Origin of the sequence: Caulifigura coniformis (genome assembly GCF_007745175.1) — a bacterium.
In the GTDB taxonomy this organism is placed as follows: Bacteria; Planctomycetota; Planctomycetia; order Planctomycetales; family Planctomycetaceae; genus Caulifigura; species Caulifigura coniformis.
The window spans coordinates 5,629,187-5,647,079 of the sequence record NZ_CP036271.1 but is presented as its reverse complement, the minus strand read 5'-3'; the positions used below and the strand labels follow the sequence as shown (position 1 = coordinate 5,647,079).

The 17,893-nt window shown below is 63.6% G+C and carries 11 protein-coding genes and 1 tRNA gene; 6 read left to right on the top strand and 6 right to left on the bottom strand.

Annotation, left to right across the window (positions count from 1 at the left end; all coding sequences use genetic code 11):
• Positions 1-169 precede the first annotated feature (169 nt).
• Positions 170-2,410: a serine/threonine protein kinase gene (locus Pan44_RS22670; protein WP_197453573.1), complete on the top strand. Its 2,241-nt coding sequence runs from the start codon at positions 170-172 to the stop codon at positions 2,408-2,410.
• A gap of 459 nt (positions 2,411-2,869) precedes the next feature.
• Here Pan44_RS22670 and Pan44_RS22665 read toward each other — a convergent pair whose 3' ends face one another.
• On the bottom strand, positions 2,870-3,745 hold the full coding sequence (locus Pan44_RS22665) for a cell division protein FtsQ/DivIB (protein WP_145034054.1): 876 nt from the start codon (positions 3,743-3,745) through the stop codon (positions 2,870-2,872).
• A gap of 147 nt (positions 3,746-3,892) precedes the next feature.
• Positions 3,893-4,939, bottom strand: a complete 1,047-nt coding sequence (locus Pan44_RS22660) for a D-alanine--D-alanine ligase (protein WP_145034053.1) — start codon at positions 4,937-4,939, stop codon at positions 3,893-3,895.
• A 392-nt stretch (positions 4,940-5,331) separates the two neighbouring features.
• Between Pan44_RS22660 and Pan44_RS22655 the strand changes: the two genes are divergently transcribed.
• Both Pan44_RS22655 and Pan44_RS22650 read left to right on the top strand, forming a co-directional pair.
• Positions 5,332-8,112, top strand: coding sequence for an MMPL family transporter (locus tag Pan44_RS22655; RefSeq protein WP_145034052.1), 2,781 nt, complete (start codon positions 5,332-5,334; stop codon positions 8,110-8,112).
• A 155-nt stretch (positions 8,113-8,267) separates the two neighbouring features.
• On the top strand, positions 8,268-10,460 hold the full coding sequence (locus Pan44_RS22650) for an efflux RND transporter permease subunit (RefSeq protein WP_145034051.1): 2,193 nt from the start codon (positions 8,268-8,270) through the stop codon (positions 10,458-10,460).
• A gap of 37 nt (positions 10,461-10,497) precedes the next feature.
• Here the strand turns inward: Pan44_RS22650 and Pan44_RS22645 are convergent, their stop codons facing one another.
• The 3 genes from Pan44_RS22645 to Pan44_RS22635 form a co-directional block, all read right to left on the bottom strand.
• Positions 10,498-12,993 carry a DUF1553 domain-containing protein gene (locus Pan44_RS22645; RefSeq protein ID WP_145034050.1) on the bottom strand — a complete coding sequence of 832 codons (2,496 nt, stop codon included), beginning with the start codon at positions 12,991-12,993 and terminating at the stop codon, positions 10,498-10,500.
• A 214-nt stretch (positions 12,994-13,207) separates the two neighbouring features.
• Positions 13,208-14,194 carry a type I phosphomannose isomerase catalytic subunit gene (locus Pan44_RS22640; RefSeq protein WP_261342622.1) on the bottom strand — a complete coding sequence of 329 codons (987 nt, stop codon included), beginning with the start codon at positions 14,192-14,194 and terminating at the stop codon, positions 13,208-13,210.
• Positions 14,195-14,431: 237 nt separating this feature from the next.
• The gene (locus tag Pan44_RS22635; RefSeq protein WP_145034048.1) at positions 14,432-15,073 is read right to left on the bottom strand and encodes a 3-keto-disaccharide hydrolase; all 642 of its coding nucleotides are present in this window, start codon (positions 15,071-15,073) and stop codon (positions 14,432-14,434) included.
• Positions 15,074-15,309: 236 nt separating this feature from the next.
• On the opposite strand from Pan44_RS22635, the gene Pan44_RS22630 reads away from it, so the two are divergent.
• Entirely contained in the window at positions 15,310-15,984 is a 675-nt protein-coding gene (locus tag Pan44_RS22630; RefSeq protein ID WP_197453571.1) for an arsenate-mycothiol transferase ArsC, read from the top strand.
• A 448-nt stretch (positions 15,985-16,432) separates the two neighbouring features.
• Here Pan44_RS22630 and Pan44_RS22625 read toward each other — a convergent pair whose 3' ends face one another.
• Positions 16,433-17,014, bottom strand: coding sequence for a hypothetical protein (locus Pan44_RS22625; protein ID WP_145034047.1), 582 nt, complete (start codon positions 17,012-17,014; stop codon positions 16,433-16,435).
• 246 nt (positions 17,015-17,260) lie between these two features.
• Here Pan44_RS22625 and Pan44_RS22620 point away from each other — a divergent pair, with 246 nt between their 5' ends.
• Positions 17,261-17,506 (top strand): hypothetical protein, encoded by a 246-nt coding sequence (locus tag Pan44_RS22620; protein ID WP_145034046.1) that lies wholly within the window; start codon positions 17,261-17,263, stop codon positions 17,504-17,506.
• A 103-nt stretch (positions 17,507-17,609) separates the two neighbouring features.
• Positions 17,610-17,696, top strand: a tRNA-Ser gene (locus tag Pan44_RS22615).
• Positions 17,697-17,893: the final 197 nt, after the last annotated feature.

The following is a 17,893-nucleotide window of genomic DNA, read 5'->3' as shown; positions in this document are numbered from 1 at the left end:
GGCTCCACGTGAGTTCTCCATCGGGTAATGCCCCAATCGCGACCGCGGCGTCCGGCTTCGGCATGGCGAGATTGCAATTTGCAATAACTGGTCCGGCGGATAGATTTCGCGGCGCAAACCGGGTCTGCTGGCCCGAAGTCCTGCGTCAGAAAAGGGGATGGAGCCCGCTGTGGATTGGCCCTCGCGCGAGTTGAGCCAGTGTCTCGCCGAGTGGCGCCTCTGCACGCCGCAGGATCTGCAGCGCTGCCGGGGCGCGGTCTGCAAGTTCGTTCGCGACCTCCCGTCGTTCGATTCGGTCTGGATCGACGTGCTGTTGCAGAACCACCTGCTCACTCCGTACCAGGCACGGATTCTCGACTCCTCCACCCCGGACCGGCTCGCGCTGGCAGGTCACGTCATCCAGGATTGTCTGGAAGAAAACGCGTGGCGCGGCGTGTATCGGGCACGGTCCCTCGAAGGAAACGAACGCCGGCTGCTGACGGTGCACGGCCTGCACCCGGATGAGCGAGTCAGCGCCCTGCAGTCGATCGACTCGACGATTGCGCGACTGCGCGGTGTGACGCATCCAGGGCTGGCGGCGCCGCTGCGTGCCGAAGTTGGAGGGCGCGAGCTCATCGTCGAATCGGCGAATGTCGATGGAACGCCGCTCCGTGAACTGCTGATCCGCCGGGGAAGGTTTCCCGCGGCCGTGACGGGCGCCATCGCACGCAGCCTCACTCCCATCCTTTCGATTCTCGAAGAGCGCGACGTCGCCCACGGCGACCTGCGGCCAAGGAACGTCTGGCTCGACGATCAGGGCGGGCTCCACGTGCTCAACGCGGGCGTGCTCGCCGCGGTGATGCCAACGTTCCGCGTCATGCAGGAACTTCCCGTGGAAGTCTGCGACGGAATGGACGCGGAAGTTGCCAGCAGTGGCCGCGCGCCCGATGCGCGCAGCGACCAGTACGCGCTCGGCTGCCTGCTGTGGCAGCTGGCCGCAGGACGACCGCCGTTCCCGACGGGAGACGCGCACGGCAAAATCGCGGCCCATCGGTCACGGCCGATTACGGACGTGCGCGAGCTGGCTCCGCAGACTCCCGACACGCTGGCAGGCGTCATCAGGAAGCTGACGCAGCGATCCCCTGTCGACCGCTATGCGACGTTCCGCGAGATGGCACTTCAGATCGGCCCGCCGGCGAAGGCCGACCGGAAGCTGCTCAAGCGATTCTTCCACACGTTCCAGACGGAAGCTCCGACGCAGACCGCGCGCGAGGTTGTCGAGCATTCGCGTCAACTCCCGAGCACCCTGGCGGCCGTGGTCATCAGCAGCGCCACGTTGTGGCTGTTCACGAGCCCGCCAGCCTCCATCCGGACGAGAAGCGAAAACCACGCGGCCGTCCCGCCGCGTCCCCTGCCTGCCGACAGCCAGGCTCGCCCCATCGGAGGCGCGGCTCCTGTTGAGGAGCCCGCGGTGATCCAGACGGCGGGAGTCCGGCAGCCGGGCTCCGCGATTCAGACGCTCCCCATAGCCGATCCAACCGGCGTGATCGTGCTGACGCCCGGCGCCACCTACCTGGCTCAAAACGTGCGTCAACCGGGTCCACTCGTGATTCGCGGGGCGGACGGAGGAATCGCGCGACTGATCGTGCGCGACACCGTTTGGGAAGCGGCCGCCGATTCCGTTCGGCTGGAGAACGTCCAGCTCGAGTGCCATTCGGCCGTTCGGCTGCAGTGCCGTGGCCTCGAAATCATCAGGAGCGTCGTTTCCAGCGGAGCGGGTTCAGCCACGCCGGCGATCGAATGGCGTCCTCAGGATTCCGCAGCGGCCACGCCCGGGACGATCACAATGATCGACAGCCATTTCCCCTCCAGTGGCCTACAATGCGTTTCGCGCCCTGCGATGATTCGCATCGCCAATTGCCTGAAAACAGGCCCGGGTGCGTTCTTGCAGATCCCGCCTGCGGGCCGGGCTCACCAGTCACTTCCGGTGCACCTGATCCACATGACGCTTCGCGAATCTGGGCCGCTGGTAGCCTGGACTCCCGGCCCGAGGGCGGCGGGTCAGCGAATCGACGTGGTCACGAAAGCGTGCGTATTCGCGCCCGCGCCAGAGACTCCGCTGTTTGCCCTGGCCGGCTCAATCGCCCCCGCCGAATGGGAGCGCTCACTCAGCATCAGCGGCCTGGAGTCACTGCTGCAGGGAACGGCAAAGCTGGTGGACCTGGTCCCTCCCCCCGGCAAGCCGCGGGGAGCAATCGACACAGGCAAACTGGATGTCGACGGCCTGCAGAGGGCAACCATCGAATTCTTCGGCGACGACGTGCAGGATGTGGCATCGAACGGACTCAAATCGACCGATGCCCAGTTCCTGGTCGACAACCCGCCGGGGATCAACATCGAGAAAGTGGCGCGACGATTGACGTCCCACTAAATGGTCGCGATCGGGCTCGACAGCGCGCGGTGCGCCGAACCGGCGTGACCTGCAGACAAGGGTTCAGGACTGGCGGGGGTCGTCTGGACATTCGAAGTGGGCCGTCGCGACTCTGGGAATCGTCGCAGGTTCCCGCCCCCCCCGCAGCGATCCTCCAGAACCCCTGCTCCCCTGGCACGCAGCGGTCTGCCCCGCGCGCAACCTCGCCCGTCAAAGAAGAGAGTTCGTTCTTTGGCAATTCAAGACAGACAATCGATCACCGGGCGAGATCGAGGACCTCAAGAAGTCGTCACACATGTCACAGTTCAGGAATCCCAGGGATTCAGACCCTCTCCGTGCTCGTGGATCCTGTCACAGGTCGTCACACATCTTCCATCAGGGACCCCACCGCCTCCACGATGGAACACAGACAGGTCTCGCCGGCTTCAACTCAGCGACGCGTGGGAATGGCCAGACTTCCTACCGGACGATGACGCGGCGGGCGTCGTCGAGAGCCTGAAGCGAGACGACGTCATAGCGGATGTCGATCTTGAACGGCCCGCCAGGGGCATCGAGGCTCCCCTGGTTCTGAACGAGTTGTCCAAGTCTCTCGAGCTTCTGATCGACGGATGGTTCCAGCGCATCAGCGCCGGGTGCGCGTCCCCAGCGGATGATCGATCCGCCGCGTGTGGCGATGTCGAACGACAGGTCTTCGGGAAGTGGATCGGCCACTTTCGGCACGGGGGCGAGGATGGCTGCAAATCCGAGTCGTTTCCAGTTCCGGTCGATATCGCCAGCGGGAGCAATCGAATCCGCGATGCGTGCCGCACACTCGACGACGGTGTCCCCCCACTTTTCGCCGGCCGCCCCCTGAGGGAGCGTCTTGACGTTCCGGCACACCGGCAGCCTGTGGACATCCTCGGGAGCAAAATCGGTCGGCGGGAGGAGCACGCTCGCCGCATCGACAGGGTAGAAACCGCGGCTGGTTTCGACGACGAGAGCAACGCGGCGGTAGGTCAGATCGACCTCGATCCGCCGCTGCCGTTTCACTTCCACCCGGTTCACGCGCTCGATCCAGGGATGCGCCTCAAAGGCCTGGGCCAACTTCTTGGCGAGCCCCGGCTGCAGCAGTGAAAGGTGCTCCGGCAACTGCGCGTGCGTTCGGACCTCTTCCACCACGCGGTCGGGAACGCCCCGCGGCGCCGGGGTGACCGCAACGCTCGTCCAGTCGACCTGGTACTCCGGCCGCGAACTGAGGTCGGGCGTCATCCAGGGAAGATAGGGGAGGAAAACGACGGCAAGCAGGGCGCAGGCCAGCCACCAGAGCGTCGCGGGCTGGAAAATGCCACGGCGCACCGAGAGCGCGACCGCAGGGGCAGTTCGCCCCGCAGACTTCGAGCGATCGGTAGAATCCGATTTTCTGGCAGACATGACAGCGCGCACGTGGAGCCGGGCTCCTGTGCGTTGCATCGGCGAACGGCGGGGCCGGTCACCGACTGTTTCTTACCCCGCGCGGCGCCGCGGCCGACTCGCCGCCAGACCCGGCAGGACGCGCGAGTTGTTCCGCGTGTGATGGATGTGGAGCGCCGACTGGATTGCCCACTCGCACAGAGCGGTCATCGACAGGCCCATCCGCTCCGCCGCCTTGGGCACGAGACTATGATCGGTCATCCCCGGAATCGTGTTGACCTCGAGCACAAAGGGACTCCCCTGGGCATCGAGACGGATGTCGACCCGCGCAATGCCCGAACAGCCGAGGGCACGACAGGCGGATCTGGCGAGTTCCACCAGCGAATTCGTCAGGGAAGTCGCGGATTCTTCAAACTGGTACCGCGTGTCGTCCGCCGAATACTTGGCGGTGTAATCGTAGAACTGGCGACTTGTGCCGATGCGAATCGGTGGGAGGGCTTCGCCGTCCAGCACGGCGACGGTCCATTCGTCTCCCGGGACGGCCGCTTCGAGCAGGCCGACGGAATCAAACCGAAAGCAGGTCGATAGCGCCTCATCCAGTTTTGCCCGGGAGGGGACGATGGTCACGCCAATGCTCGACCCCTGGCGGTCCGGTTTGACGACGAGCGGATAGCCGATCGAATCAGCGGCGGAATGTGCAAAGCCCGTCGGATCGCTGGAGCTGATCCGGACCGCATTGGGGGTGGCGACTCCGCAATCGAGGAAGCGCCGCTTGGCCTCCCACTTACTGAAGGCGAGCGCCGAGGCCAGCGAATCCGAGCCGGTGTAAGGAACCCCCTGGGATTCGAGCAGCGTCTGCACCTGGCCGTCTTCACCGAAAGCGCCATGCAGGGCGATGAACACACAATCGATGGTGACCGTTCGCCCCAGCGATGGGCGGCCGACCGGAAAACGATGCCAGTCAACGACGGACAGGTCGTCGCGAGCGGGATCGAATTCGAAGACCTGGTGCCCTCCGGCGCGAAACGCGGCAGCGACGGCGGCGCCGCTGCGCAGGCTGACCTCTCGTTCGGCAGACTGCCCCCCCGCTAAAACGGCGAGGGTCATATGGCGGGGAGGGGGCGAATCCAATTCGCTCATGGAAATCCATCCTGGAAGTTCAGAAGTCGCTTCGCGGTGCGTCAGCCCATCCTGGAGTGTGAAGCAGGCGGGATTGAAACAGACGCCGACTCTCCCGCCTAGATCGAACAGCCGGCAGGGAATGCCGGAGTGCAGAGAACCTGGGAATTCCGGGAGGAATCGGCAAAACATGGGGGCAGTGCGGAGAAATCGCCGTTCAGGCGTTGGCGGAAGGCATCTAGAATGACGACGCCGGCTTCTGCGCACCGCGTTGCGCGGTAGATCTCCAGTTTCCAAGACCTCCTTGCTCGCCGGGCCGGTATTGATCGGCCCGAATCTGAAGTGCTGCCGTGTACCAGATGACGACCAACAGGCTGCGGAATCGACTGACCGGCCGGGGAGCTGCCTGACCCATGGAACACGACGGACATGACGCGTCGCGTTCCTCATGGATGGCGACCGGCATCGAAAGCATCACGCGCGTCGCCTGCCGGTGGCCGCGGGCCACGCTGTGGCTGGTCTTCGCGACAACAATCGGCTGCTCGCTGTTTGCCTGGCAGAATCTCGCCATCAAGACGAACCGGGCCGATCTCATCAGCCCGGATGCCCCATACCAGAAACGATGGAACGCCTACGCGAAGGCGTTTGGCGATGTGACGGAAGACCTCGTCGTCGTCGTCGAGGCGGATGACCGCAGGGCGATCATCAAGGCCATCAACGACCTCGGGCCGCGCGTCGAGCGAGAAAGCGGCTTTTTCAAGAACGTTCTCTACAGGATCGACCTCAGGCCGCTGGCGGCCAAGGGATTGCAGTTTCTGTCGACAGACGAACTGCAGAAGCTGGTCACGAAACTTCGCCGGTTCCGGCTGATGAACGTGATGCTGCCGGAAGCCGAAACGAATCGCAGACTCGAAGAATCGAATGCCACTGGCGCGGAACTGGCGGATCTCTCCAAGCAGGTCGAGCAGCTCGTCGTCGCCTGGAGGAACCGCTCGGCCATGCCGCCTGAACAGCAGGCGATGGTCGAGCAGCAGACCCTGGAACTGATCGGCGCCCTGACTCATGCCGAGCCTGGCCAGGAACCCGTGACCCCGCCGGACTATCCAGCCGAAGGAGACATCGAGAATCGGCGATTGCAGCAGACGGAACGGTACCTGCTGAACGACGCGGGATCGATGGGCTTCCTGCAGGCGCAACCCGTCGTCGCGCCGGGAGACCTCAACGGAGCCACGGAATCGGTCGCAAAAATGCGCGACCTCATGGCTGTCGTTCAGAAACGGCACCCTGACACGCAGATCGGCCTGACCGGCGTGCCGGTGCTCGAACACGATGAGATGAAGCAGTCGCAGTCCGAAATGTCAGAGGCCTCGATCTTTTCGTTTGTCGGCGTTGCGCTCGTTCTCTTCGCGGGATTCCGTCGGCTCCGCCACCCTGTGCTGGGAATGTTGATGCTGGTCGTCGGCACGGCGTGGGCTTTCGCCGCCGCGGCGATCGTCGTCGGGCACCTGAACATCCTGTCGATCGCGTTCGCAGCCATGCTCTTCGGGCTGGGGAACGACTTTGCGATCGTCTACCTGTCGCACTATTCCGACCTGCGGGAACGCGGAACCCCGCTTCTGCCGGCAATCCTGGAAACCTCGCGTAGCGTCGGCCCCGGCATTACGACGGCGGCATTGACCGCCGCCGCGGCCTTCTTCGCCGCCGTGCTCACCGACTTTTCGGGAATCGCCGAGCTGGGCTTGATCGCCGGGTGCGGAATCGTCCTGTGCAATATCCTGACGTTCGTCTTCATTCCGCCCGCGCTGGTCGTGTGGGACCGGAACTGGGAGCTCGATCCACAGCCGCCGCGGGAACTCGCCGTCCAGGCGCGATGGTGGAACGCCGTCAGCCTGGCGACGTTCGTGGTGATCTTCGGCGTGATCGCCCGCCATGCCCCGTCCGTGCGCTACGAGACGAACCTGCTGGAGATGCAGGCCGAGGGAACGGAAGCCAATCTCGTCCAGAAACGGATCGAAGAGAAATCGGCGGGGTCACTGCTGTATGCAGTGTCGATGGCGCCGGATCGCAAGTCGGCCCTCGAGCGGAAGACCGCCTTCGAGGCGCTTCCCGCAGTCGGGCACGTCGAGGAGATCGCCTCGATGTTCCCGCCGACACCGACGCCCGAGCGTCAGGAAATGATGACGTCGATCGTGAGGGCGCTGGGCGCGCTCGGCGCATCGAGCCTCAAAACTCCGGACCCCAGTGCCATTGGACGGGCCCTCGACGAGCTGCATACCCAGATGTCCCAGTCGAGAACGGCGGCTGTGACCGTCGCAGCGGCGAAGCTGGACCGATTCCTCGACGACCTGTCGACGAAAACCCTTCCCGAACAGATCAGGCAGTTCAGCGGCGGCATGACGTCCCTTCCGCCTGAAATGGCCAATCTCGCGAGCCCCGGGGCCCTGGAACCCGTCAACGAGCAGGATCTCTCGCAGGCATTTTACTCCCGCTATGTAAGCCCCGAGGGGAAGTGGCTGCTCAAGATCTTTCCGAAGGAAGCCGTGTGGGACGAAAAGCCGCTCGAAGAGTTCGTGAATCAGGTCCGGTCGATCGATCAGGAAGTGACCGGCACGCCCCTGCAGAACTTCGAAGCGTCGCGCGCCATCTGGAACAGCTACCTCGAGGCCGGCGGCTACGCACTGGTAGCCGTCCTGGTGCTGCTCTGGTGGGACTTCCGGACCATTCATGAATGCCTGATCGCGCTCCTGCCCGCTGCCTGCGGACTGGTGGCGACGTTGGGAATCCTGGGATGGACGAATGTGCCGCTCAACCAGGCCAACATGATCATGCTGCCGCTGCTCCTGGGCCTGGGAGTCGATGGCGGCGTCCACGTGATCCATGACTACCGCTCGCAGACGGGCGGATACCGGATCACGGGGGCGTGCGTGCGCTCGATCGTGCTGACGGCGGCGACATCGATCGTCGGCTTCGGCAGCCTGATGGTGGCCAGCCACCGCGGGCTCTTCAGCCTGGGACTCGTGCTGACGGTTGGCGTGACCGGGGCGATGATCACCTCTCTCGTGGCCCTTCCATCGATGCTCTCAATGCTGACGCCACCCGGCTCGAAGCAGCGGTCGGCGGCGGAAACTGCCGAACCGGGAGTCGATGCGCCTGTGACGACGATCCTGCAGCACCGCGAAATGCCCGCGGCGTAAGCCGGAGCCCGCACGGGGTAGACGGAGCCTCTTGCCTGATCGGTACTGTTTGAACGGACCGGACGCGATCTTGGCCGCAGCCAGTTCGCTGGCGACATAGCATCCGGCTGCGACTCCCCCTCCTCCGATACTGTCGATGAAGGGAGATCGCACGGATGGCGACGGGGTTCTTCAAATTTGCAAGTCGGCCTTTGCTCTGGGCCGTCATTCTCACGTTCCCCTTCCTGCTGTGGAACAGTTCCCGGCTGAAGTCGAACAACGAGACTGAAACGTGGCTGCCCCGCGGCACGCCGGTACGTCTCGAGTACGAGCGTTTCAAACGGGACTTCGGTGCGGACGAGGTGATCGTCGTCGCCGTGCGCCCCGATGCGGTCCAGCCCCAGCTCATCGAAGCCGTCGCCGCGCGGCTGGAACAGCTCGAGGGCATCGCCACATGCTGGACGCCTGACCGGATGGTCAAGCGGATGACCGACCTGGGCGTCGATCCGGGCGAAGCGCGCGATCGGCTGAAGGGACTGGTGATCGGCAAGAAAGAAGAGCTCCTGGGCATCCTCGCCTCGATGAGCGCCCATGGACTGAAGAACCGCAAGGAAACAGTGGTCGAAGTCCGCAAGGTGCTCGATTACTGCCAGCTCGCCTCGCCTGAAATCTGCCTGACCGGCGGTCCGGTCGTCGTCTCCGAACTCGACCGCCTCGGAAGCCCTGAGGCGTCGCGCGGATTCTTCGCGGCCATGCTCGTCATCTGCTGGGCTCTCCTGCAGTATTCGCTCAAGGACTTCAGGATGAGCCTGTCGGTCCTCGGCGTGACGCTGTGGAGCATCTACCTCACGCACTTCGCGATCGTGGCGCTCGGCGGCCAGATGAACTTCATCATGGGCTCGCTGTCCGTGATGGTGATGGTGTTCACGCTGGGCATCGCCGTCCACGTCCTCGACTACTACACCGCCGCACGCGACGCGAAACACGCCGATCCGCTGGGCCACGCCCTGAAGGAATCGGTTTGGCCCTGCCTCCTTTCCACCCTGACAACCCTCCTCGGACTGATCTCGCTGAACGTCAGCAGTATCAAGCCGGTGGGCGATTTCGGTTACGCGGCCGCCCTGGGCGCGGTGATCGCCTCGTTTGTCGGTCTGGTGTTCGTTCCCGCACTGATTTCTATCTGGCCCGACTATTCGCCCAAGCAGGCCGCGCATCGGAGCCTGATCAACTTCGCAAAATGGGGCGGCTTCATTGGGCGGTATCGGTTCGCAGCCATCGGGTTCGGCGCCATCCTGATGATCGTTTCAGGGTTCGGAATCGCGAAGCTCGCTCCGCGGCTCGATCCGGTCGACTTCCTGCCGCGCGAGAATCTCGTCCGCCGCGACCTCAGGCGCATCGAGCAGGAACTGACGGGCGCCAACTCAATTGAAGCGATCGTGGACTTTGGCGTCAGCGATACTCCGTTCGTCAAACGGCTGGAAACTGTCCGCGACACTCAGCGTTTGATTTCCTCGCATGCCGCGGTGCGACACACCCTGTCGATCGCGTCGTTCTTCCCGGAGCAGCTCCCCGAGAACCCTCTCGCGCTTTCGGCACTTTTCTCTAAAGCACAGTCGGGCGATTCGAGCAGCGGCCTCCTGGCCCAGGAGCAGCGGCTGTGGCGCATTTCGGTCCGGCTGACGGACGCCATGTCGTCGGCCCTCGTCTGCGACGACCTCGCCCGGCTCACGGCCAATTCCCCTGTGCCAATCCGGTTCACGGGCATCGCCCCGATGCTGGGCAACGCCCAGGCAGAAATCTTTTCCGGCTTCTGGCAGAGCTTCAGCCAGGCCGTGCTCACGATCTGGCTGGTGATGGTGATCGCGCTGCGGTCGCCGCTGATCGGAATCATCGCCATGATCCCGAACATCATGCCGATCGTCATCGTCTTCGGCGCCGTCGGTCATGCCGGACTGCCGGTGGACATCGGCATGATGATGACCGGCAGCATCGCGCTGGGAATCTCGGTCGACTGCACCTTCCACTTCCTGGTCTTCTTCCAGAACGCGGTGAAGAAGGGAAAAACGGCCATCGAGGCCTGCCAGGCCGCCCTCGAACACAGCGGACGGCCGCTGGTCGAATCAACGGTCATCAGCACGATCGGCATGCTGGCGCTGTGCCTTTCCAGCTTCACGCCGACATCGCGTTTCGGCTTCCTGATGGCCAGCCAGATGGTGACCTCCCTGCTCGGAGAAATGGTGTTCCTCCCCGCACTGCTCTGCATCCTGGGGACGCGCATCAAGCGATCCAGAGAGAAGGTGGTAGGCACGTCACAGTTCGCGGCGAAAACCGCGGCCTCCGCTCCGCTGCCGGAGCGTGCCGCCGGGTGAGTGCGGGCCGGGAGGATTTTGACGCCCCTCCCGGCCGCTACTCGCGCGTGACGAACTCGTCGAGATTCATCAGAACCCGCGCAGCGGCGGCCCAGACTGCCTGATCGAGTTCCTGGTCCGGAACCTGACCTCGCAGACGCTCCCGCTCGCCGGCCACGAACTTCTGCAGTCGCGTCTGTTCGTCGACCGTCGGCGAACGGGAGAAGCAGAGGCGGAACGCGTGGTCGATCCGTGCGGTCTCATCCGCGGACGCTTCCGCGAGAACACGCCGGGCCAGTCCGTTCGCCAGATCGACGAACACCGCGTCGTTCGCCAGCGTCAATGACTGCAGCGGAGTATTGGACCGCACGCGGCGGGTACAGGTGACATTCGAATCGGGAGCATCGAACGTCATCAGGAACGGGTACGGGCTGGAACGCCAGAAGTAGGTGTAGATCCCGCGCCGGTAGTTGTCTTGGGGGACGCGCTGCTTCCAGTACTTCACCTGCTGCGTGAACCGGTAGATCCCTTCGGGCTGCGGCGGGTAGACCCCGGGACCGCCGATGTGTTCCACCAGCAGGCCGCTCGAGGCAAGTGCGGAATCACGGATGATTTCGGCTTCCAGTCGCAGTCGCTGCTGCCGGCCGACGAGGATGTTGTAGGGATCCTTTCCGGAGAGGTCCTGTCGCGCTGCGGAGGACTGGCGATACGTCGCGCTCGTGACGATCAGCCGGTGAAGCGATTTCATGCTCCAGCCTTCCGATTGGGAGCGACGGGCGAGCCAGTCGAGCAGTTGCGGATGACTGGGGGCGTCCCCCTGGAGACCGAAATCGTTCTCGGTCGCCACAAGGCCGCGGCCGAAGAACGTCTGCCACGCGCGATTGACGGTCACCCGCGCTGTGAGTGGATGCTCGGGCGAGAACAGCCACTTCGAGAAATCGAGCCGGGAAAGTCGTTCACCAGTGCGCTGCGCCGGCGGCAGCACGGCGGGAGTCCCCGCGGACACCGCTGCGCCAGGGCGGAGAAAATCGCCGCGCATGTGGACATGCGTCGGGCGAGGCTCAGGTCGTTCGCGCATGATCAGTGTGGTGGTCACCTTGGCAGCCAGCTGCTTCTTTCTCGCCCCCAGCTCGTTGAGCTGTGCCATCAGCGGCATGCGCTCGATGTCGTGTTTGAAGAATTCGTCCTGCAGCTCTTTCAGCTGTGCCGGCTTGCGTTTTTCGGCCGGGACGCCCAACAGAGACTTCCAATGCTTCAGTACACCGGCGGCCTCTGGAAATGTCCCTGATTTTTCAAGCTGCGTGATTTCTTGATGGAGGCGTTGCTCCCAGTCTTTCTGACGTGCCGCGCTATTCGCTTCCACGTCCGCAATCCGCTTCCTGACAGTCGCGATTTCGGCATCGAGCGGCGCCTCTTCCGAGGCCTGTTGTTCCGTCGGCAGCTGCAGTGTCGGTTCGTCGGCGCCGTTGAAAACCGCGAACATCTGGTAGAACTCGCGCTGCGAGACCGGGTCGTACTTGTGATCGTGGCAGCGCGCGCAGCCGACGGTGAGCCCCATGAACACGCTGGCCGTCGTGCTCACCCGGTCGACCACGGCTTCGACGCGAAACTGCTCCGGATCGGTCCCCCCTTCCTCGTTGACCAGCGTATTGCGGTGGAAACCGGTCGCGATCAGCTGCTCGCGCGTCGGCTCGGGAAGCATGTCTCCGGCGAGCTGCTCGATCGAGAACTGGTCGAAGGGCAGATCGTCGTTGATCGCGTTGATCACCCAGTCGCGGTAGTTCCACATCGAACGGGCGGAATCGATCGTGTAGCCATTCGAGTCGGCATAGCGGGCCTGATCGAGCCAGTGCCGCCCCCAGCGTTCGCCATAGTGAGGCGAAGCGAGCACCCGGTCCACCAGCTGCTCATAGGCGTCCGGAGTGGGATCGTGTACGAATTCGTCGACCGTCGAAACCGCGGGAGGCATCCCCAGCAAGTCGAGATACAGCCGTCGAATCTGGGTGGGGCGATCAGCCTCGGGTGAAGGAGCCAGACCGGCCTTCTGGAGTTCGGTCCAGATGAACCGGTCGATCGGATTCCGGGACCAGCCTGCGTCATCGGCGACAGGCGGAACAACATTCGCAATCGGCTGAAAGGCCCAGTGGTCGCTGGTGATGGTCTTCGGTTTCTCCACGGCGTGATCCGGCCCCGAAGCGCCGGCATCGATCCAGTTCCGGATCAACTCGACGTCTTTCGCCGACAAACGGTCACCGTAATCCTCGGGAGGCATTTTCGCCGTAATTTTCCCCACGGTCACCGCATCGATCAGCAGGCTCTCGCCACTCTTGCCGGGGACGACAAGGGCTCCGCCATTCCCGCCTCGCTTCACTCCGACGAACGAGTCGAGCCGAAGATCCTGCTGCGAGACGTCGACACCGTGGCAGTCGCTGCAGTGCTTGAGAAAGATCGGCTCGATGTCACGGACGTAGTCGGGAGCGTCCGCAATGACTGCTGTCGACGACAGCAGCGTCAGGCTTCCGACGGCCAGAACGTTCCACAGCCAACCACGCATGCCTGTCCCCGCCGACAAGTGAAACTGCGGATGTCGCATGGCATCCCGACACGATCACCACTCAGCATAACGGTCGGCGCGGACGGGAAGGTAGTCGCGCCGTATCTACGACCACGCTGAGAACAGGCGAAATGGCAGCGAATGCTCGCGCCGCGGCAGGCGAGTCAGTACCGGGCGACCAGCGAGCAAAAGCAATCGGCAGCGAATTCGGCTATCAGGACTTGCCCGTGTGCACGACCAGGGCCCGGCCGAACCGGTCGGCCTCGGACGACGCGGTCCAGCCCGAGGGATTCGGCGGCAGCAGGCAGGTCGAACCGGCATCAAGGGTCAGTGCGTCATCGCCGTCGCCAATCGTGACCGAGCCAGAGAGACACATCACGATCGCCATTTCGTCGCCCGGAAGGTTGATCCACTCCCTGCCCACGGCCAGCGACTCGAAACGAAAATACGGGCATTCGTGGATCGAGGCGAGCGCCGAGTCGCAGGGACCGTCGAGATCGAGTCGCGCGATCGGATTGACGGGACCACGGTTCCAGTCGATGCACTCGAGGGCCTCGTCCAGATGGAGCTGGCGCGGTTTGCCATCGGCCCCCACGCGGTTCCAATCGAAGAGCCGGAACGTGGCGTCGCTCGTCTGCTGGACTTCGGCCATCACAATGCCCCCGCCTGAGGCATGGACCGTGCCGGCCGGAATGTGAATCACATCGCCGCGGACAGGAACGAACGAATGGAGGCACTCGGCAACGGTGCCATCGGCCGAGCGACGTTCCAGCTCGGCGCGATCGACTCCAGGCTTCAGACCGGCATAGATACGGGCCGTCGGCGCCGCCTCGATTATCACCCAAGCCTCGGTTTTACCGGCGGCCTCATTCAACAGGCGGCGGGCACAGGCGTCGCCCGGGTGAACCTGCACCGAAAGCATCGCGTCGCAGTCCAGCCACTTCACAAGCAGCGGAAACGCCCCATCTTCCCTCTGCCCCACCGGCTGCCACACTTCCGAGACCTGATTCCAGACTTCGGCGAGGGTGCGTCCAGCCCACGGGCCGGCAGCCACGCGGCTGAGATGCAGTGGATGCGTGCTCAGCTCCCACGATTCGCCATAGAGTCCCAGAGCAGGAAGTGCTTTGCCAATCACGCTTTCCAACCTTCTTCCGCCCCACACCTGCGCGCGAAAATGCGGGGTGAAGGTAAGCGGCGTCATGGAAACGCGCGTCGAAGTCGTGGGGGCTGCTGTCAGCATGGGTTGCATCTTGAAAGCCGCGTCCCAGCGGCGTCAACAAGTTTCCCGGAGCCCGCGCCAGAGCCCGCTGGATCAATCATCAGAATCCAATCTTCGCGATTCAATCTGCGTCACGCCACCCATTTCGACGAAGCGAAAGGCCACATTCGCAGAATCCTCCCGGGCGGCCGGTCCATTCTTCGGCCGCAGCCCGCTGCCTCAATCGGGGAGCCGCTTCACACGGATGTTCTTATAGAGGATCGTGCTGTTGGGATCGTGAGCCTGCAGGGCAAACGTGCCGCTGCCAAGCCGGCGTTCAAAATCTTTATTGAACGCATCCTTCCCTTCCGGCTCGTCGTAGTCGACGACCGTCTTGTCGTTGAGCTTGATCGTGACGTGGCGGTCCTTGACGATCACCGTCTCCGTCCACCAGGTGTCGTCCGGGATATGTTGCTCGGTCACGTCCACAATTCCGTAGAGACTGCCGCTCTTCTTGGGATCGTGAGTGTAGCTGTTGTTGACCTGGACCTCGTGGCCGTACTTGGGCCAGTTCACATCCTGAAACTTCGTGTGGATGTAGATGCCGCCGTTGCTGTTGTTCTTGGCCTTGCAGTCGACGCGGAGCTCGAAGTTCTTGAACGGTTTGTCATCCCCCGTATAGAAGAGATGGCTGCGGGGGCCCTTGGCCTTGAAAGCTCCCTCTTCGATCGACCAGGAGTCGGGTGATTCGCTGATCTTCCAGCCTTCAAACGATTTGCCGTTATCGAGCCGCACGAAGCCCTCCTCCACCTCCGCCGCAGAGGCGAACGGGGAATAGCCAAGGGCCAGGATCGCGAACGCGGAACGCAGCATCGAGCGCATACGGCAGCCTTGTCGCAAGGTCACGGAACACTGGCCGACGAGGTCTAATGTCGGCCGGCACCACTCTGCCAAGCCCTCGACGTTCCGGCAAGTGTCTTCAGCCGCCGCCAGCAACCAGCAACCTTAATCACCTCATGAATTCTCGGTGAAGACCGGCGGGTGCGGATCGGATCTGCGACTGGGCAAAGGTATGGTGGGTGACGACTGGCCGGCCTTCCCTCCAATTCCATCACGCCATGACTCCTGTCCCCACGATGGTTCTCGCGGCCATGTTCGCTGCTCCCTCCACCCCCATGTCCGAGCCCCTCACCCGATACGTGCAGGCCAGAGAGGCCGAGTTCAACGAAATTCCTGCCGAACGGAAAGCTCAGCTTACTCCCCTGGCCGATTACATCCGCGCGCAGGTCACCGCCGCGCGGCCGGTGAAACTGACCTTCATCTGCACGCACAATTCCCGCCGAAGTCATCTCTCACAGGTTTGGGCACGAACGGCAGCCAATCACTACGGTATCGCGAACGTCGAGACGTATTCCGGAGGAACCGAAGCAACGGCGTTCAATCCCCGCGCCGTCGCTGCGCTGCGACGGGCCGGTTTCGAGATTCCCGAACTGCTCGAAGCGGGCAATCCGAAATACGAAGTGAAATGGCACTCTGCGGCCGAGCCGATGGTCTGCTTCTCCAAGAGGTTCGACCAGTCTCCAAACCCGGCCTCCGGCTTCGCCGCAGTGATGACCTGCACGCAGGCCGACCGGGCGTGCCCGATTGTCGCCGGTGCGGATGCCCGGATCTCGATCCCGTACGAAGATCCAAAGGCGTTCGACAACACGCCTGACGAAGCGCGGAAATACGACGAACGGACGGCCCAGATCGCACGCGAACTGCTGTACGTCTTCTCGCAGGTGGCGAAATAGGGTCCGCGTCGACGACCAGTGTCGCCGTTCTCCTGCCTCATGAATCCGTGACAGGGGGTTAGGCTGCCCGGACGTTCAACCTGCCCTCCGCGCTGGCAAAAACTTCCCGGCCCGCTGTCAGAGTCTCGCTGCGGCATGCGACGCAACCACCTTTATAGCAGAAGGTTCCGGCCCAAAGCCCCTGCAGGCATGTGAAGACTCTTCCCGATGCGCAACCCCTCCCGTCAGGGTGGAGAGTTCGTTCTTTGGCAACGCAAACAAGGGGGGATCAGCCCCGCGAGAGGGGGCGAAAAAAGACTCCACAGCTCGTCACACATGTCACACATGTCACAGGTCCAAAACTCCAATGTTTCAGACGGTTTTCGCTGTCACAGGTCGTCACAGGTCGCCCCCAGGGGGGGCCGGCCTCCGCGACAGCGAATGTCCACGCGCCCTGGCGGAGACTTGCTCACGGGGCCAGCGGCTCGAGCCCGCTGCCGTCGTCCCAGTGGCCGCCGTCCAGAATCATCTGACCGACGCGGACAATGTGCTGCCCCTGGCGGATGTAGCGAACTTCGGTGGCCCCGTAGTGCCGCTCCATCTCGGGGATGTCCCATTCCCGATCACGGCCCCGCCGCATTCCCCGCCACAGCGGCACACCATCCAGCCGCGTGAGAACGTCGCCCGGCCGGACGCCGAGTTGCCACACCGGGGAATCGGTTTCGAGAGAGAGAATCCGCGCCCCCCAGAAGGTCACCATGCGTCCCCGCTGGACGATGTACATCCACTGCATCTTGAACGTGCCGCGGAGCGTGTGAGAGCGGTAGCCCGACGGTGCGATAATTCGCGAGCGACGAAGTGTTCTGGGGCGGCCGTCCGGACCGTTGATCGTGTATTCCTCCGTGGCCGATTCCGGGGCGTTCTGGGTAGCGTCGACCGGCTCGCCTTCCGGCTTGGGCATCGCATCCGGTCCCTGTGCGAACCCTGCGACATTCACGGCGGCTCCCAGCACCACAGCCAGAATTGCCCGCTGCATCGTTCCTGCTTTCATCGCCTTGCTCCCTCGGTCCAAAGGAAAAGCTGCCCCGCGTTCAAGAATTTACCCGTTCGCAGGCCGAAGTGTCGGCCGAAATCACGACCGTTCTCGATGGAACCGGCAGCCGGGAGATTCCCGCCCGAAAAGAGGGGCGAATACCGTTGAAACAACCGAAGAATCGTGGGAGACTCCCGGTTTCCCTCGCCCCCGGCCGCCTGAGGCAGCCGAGCCGGGCGTCCGAATCTGTGAAACGAGTGAATCATGAAGCGGCAAGCGCTGGAAAAGCAGTTGGAAACGGCCAAGTCGAAGCTTGAGGCCCGTACTTCGACCCTGAAGGGCGGCGGCGTGGCTGACGACGCACTCTGCTGCGATCCTGTCTGGCGCACGCTGGATGCCGATCGCCGCCAGGTGGCCTCGCGACTCGTTGCAGTGGGCAAGCTCGAAAAGCGTGAAGCCGACGCTCTCGCCCGCAAAGAAGGTGGCGACAGCAGCGGCGAAGAAGAGTAATTCCTGCGAGTCGACCACTCGCGCTGGCGTGTCGACTCAAAAGCGGGCCGCGGCCGAACCTTGGGAGGGGGCCGGTCGTCTCAGTGAATGCAGCGCGAAACCCGGAGAGGTGGCAGAGCGGCCGATTGTGCAGCACTGGAAATGCTGTGTACCAGAAATGGTACCGGGGGTTCGAATCCCCCCCTCTCCGCTCCAATTTGAGACCCTCGCGCAAGGCATTGCTTTGCAGTGTTATGCGAACGGGTCCTTGATTGGCGCTTCGAAGAGCGCCAATCAAACGTCAATCGACTGGATTGACGGGGCTTGATCGTCGGCTCGCGTCTTTCCTCTTGGGCATCTCTGCGCGTGTCTTGAGGATCACCCGCCAGCGCGCGGACCGCTGAGGGT

Coding starts and splice junctions, on each gene's coding strand:
- Pan44_RS22655 (WP_145034052.1), top strand. CDS start 5,332: ATGGAACACGACGGACATGACGCGTCGCGTTCCTCATGGATGGCGACC.
- Pan44_RS22635 (WP_145034048.1), bottom strand. CDS start 15,073: ATGCGCTCGATGCTGCGTTCCGCGTTCGCGATCCTGGCCCTTGGCTAT.
- Pan44_RS22630 (WP_197453571.1), top strand. CDS start 15,310: ATGACTCCTGTCCCCACGATGGTTCTCGCGGCCATGTTCGCTGCTCCC.
- Pan44_RS22650 (WP_145034051.1), top strand. CDS start 8,268: ATGGCGACGGGGTTCTTCAAATTTGCAAGTCGGCCTTTGCTCTGGGCC.
- Pan44_RS22620 (WP_145034046.1), top strand. CDS start 17,261: ATGAAGCGGCAAGCGCTGGAAAAGCAGTTGGAAACGGCCAAGTCGAAG.
- Pan44_RS22640 (WP_261342622.1), bottom strand. CDS start 14,194: ATGACGCCGCTTACCTTCACCCCGCATTTTCGCGCGCAGGTGTGGGGC.
- Pan44_RS22625 (WP_145034047.1), bottom strand. CDS start 17,014: ATGAAAGCAGGAACGATGCAGCGGGCAATTCTGGCTGTGGTGCTGGGA.
- Pan44_RS22660 (WP_145034053.1), bottom strand. CDS start 4,939: ATGAGCGAATTGGATTCGCCCCCTCCCCGCCATATGACCCTCGCCGTT.
- Pan44_RS22645 (WP_145034050.1), bottom strand. CDS start 12,993: ATGCGTGGTTGGCTGTGGAACGTTCTGGCCGTCGGAAGCCTGACGCTG.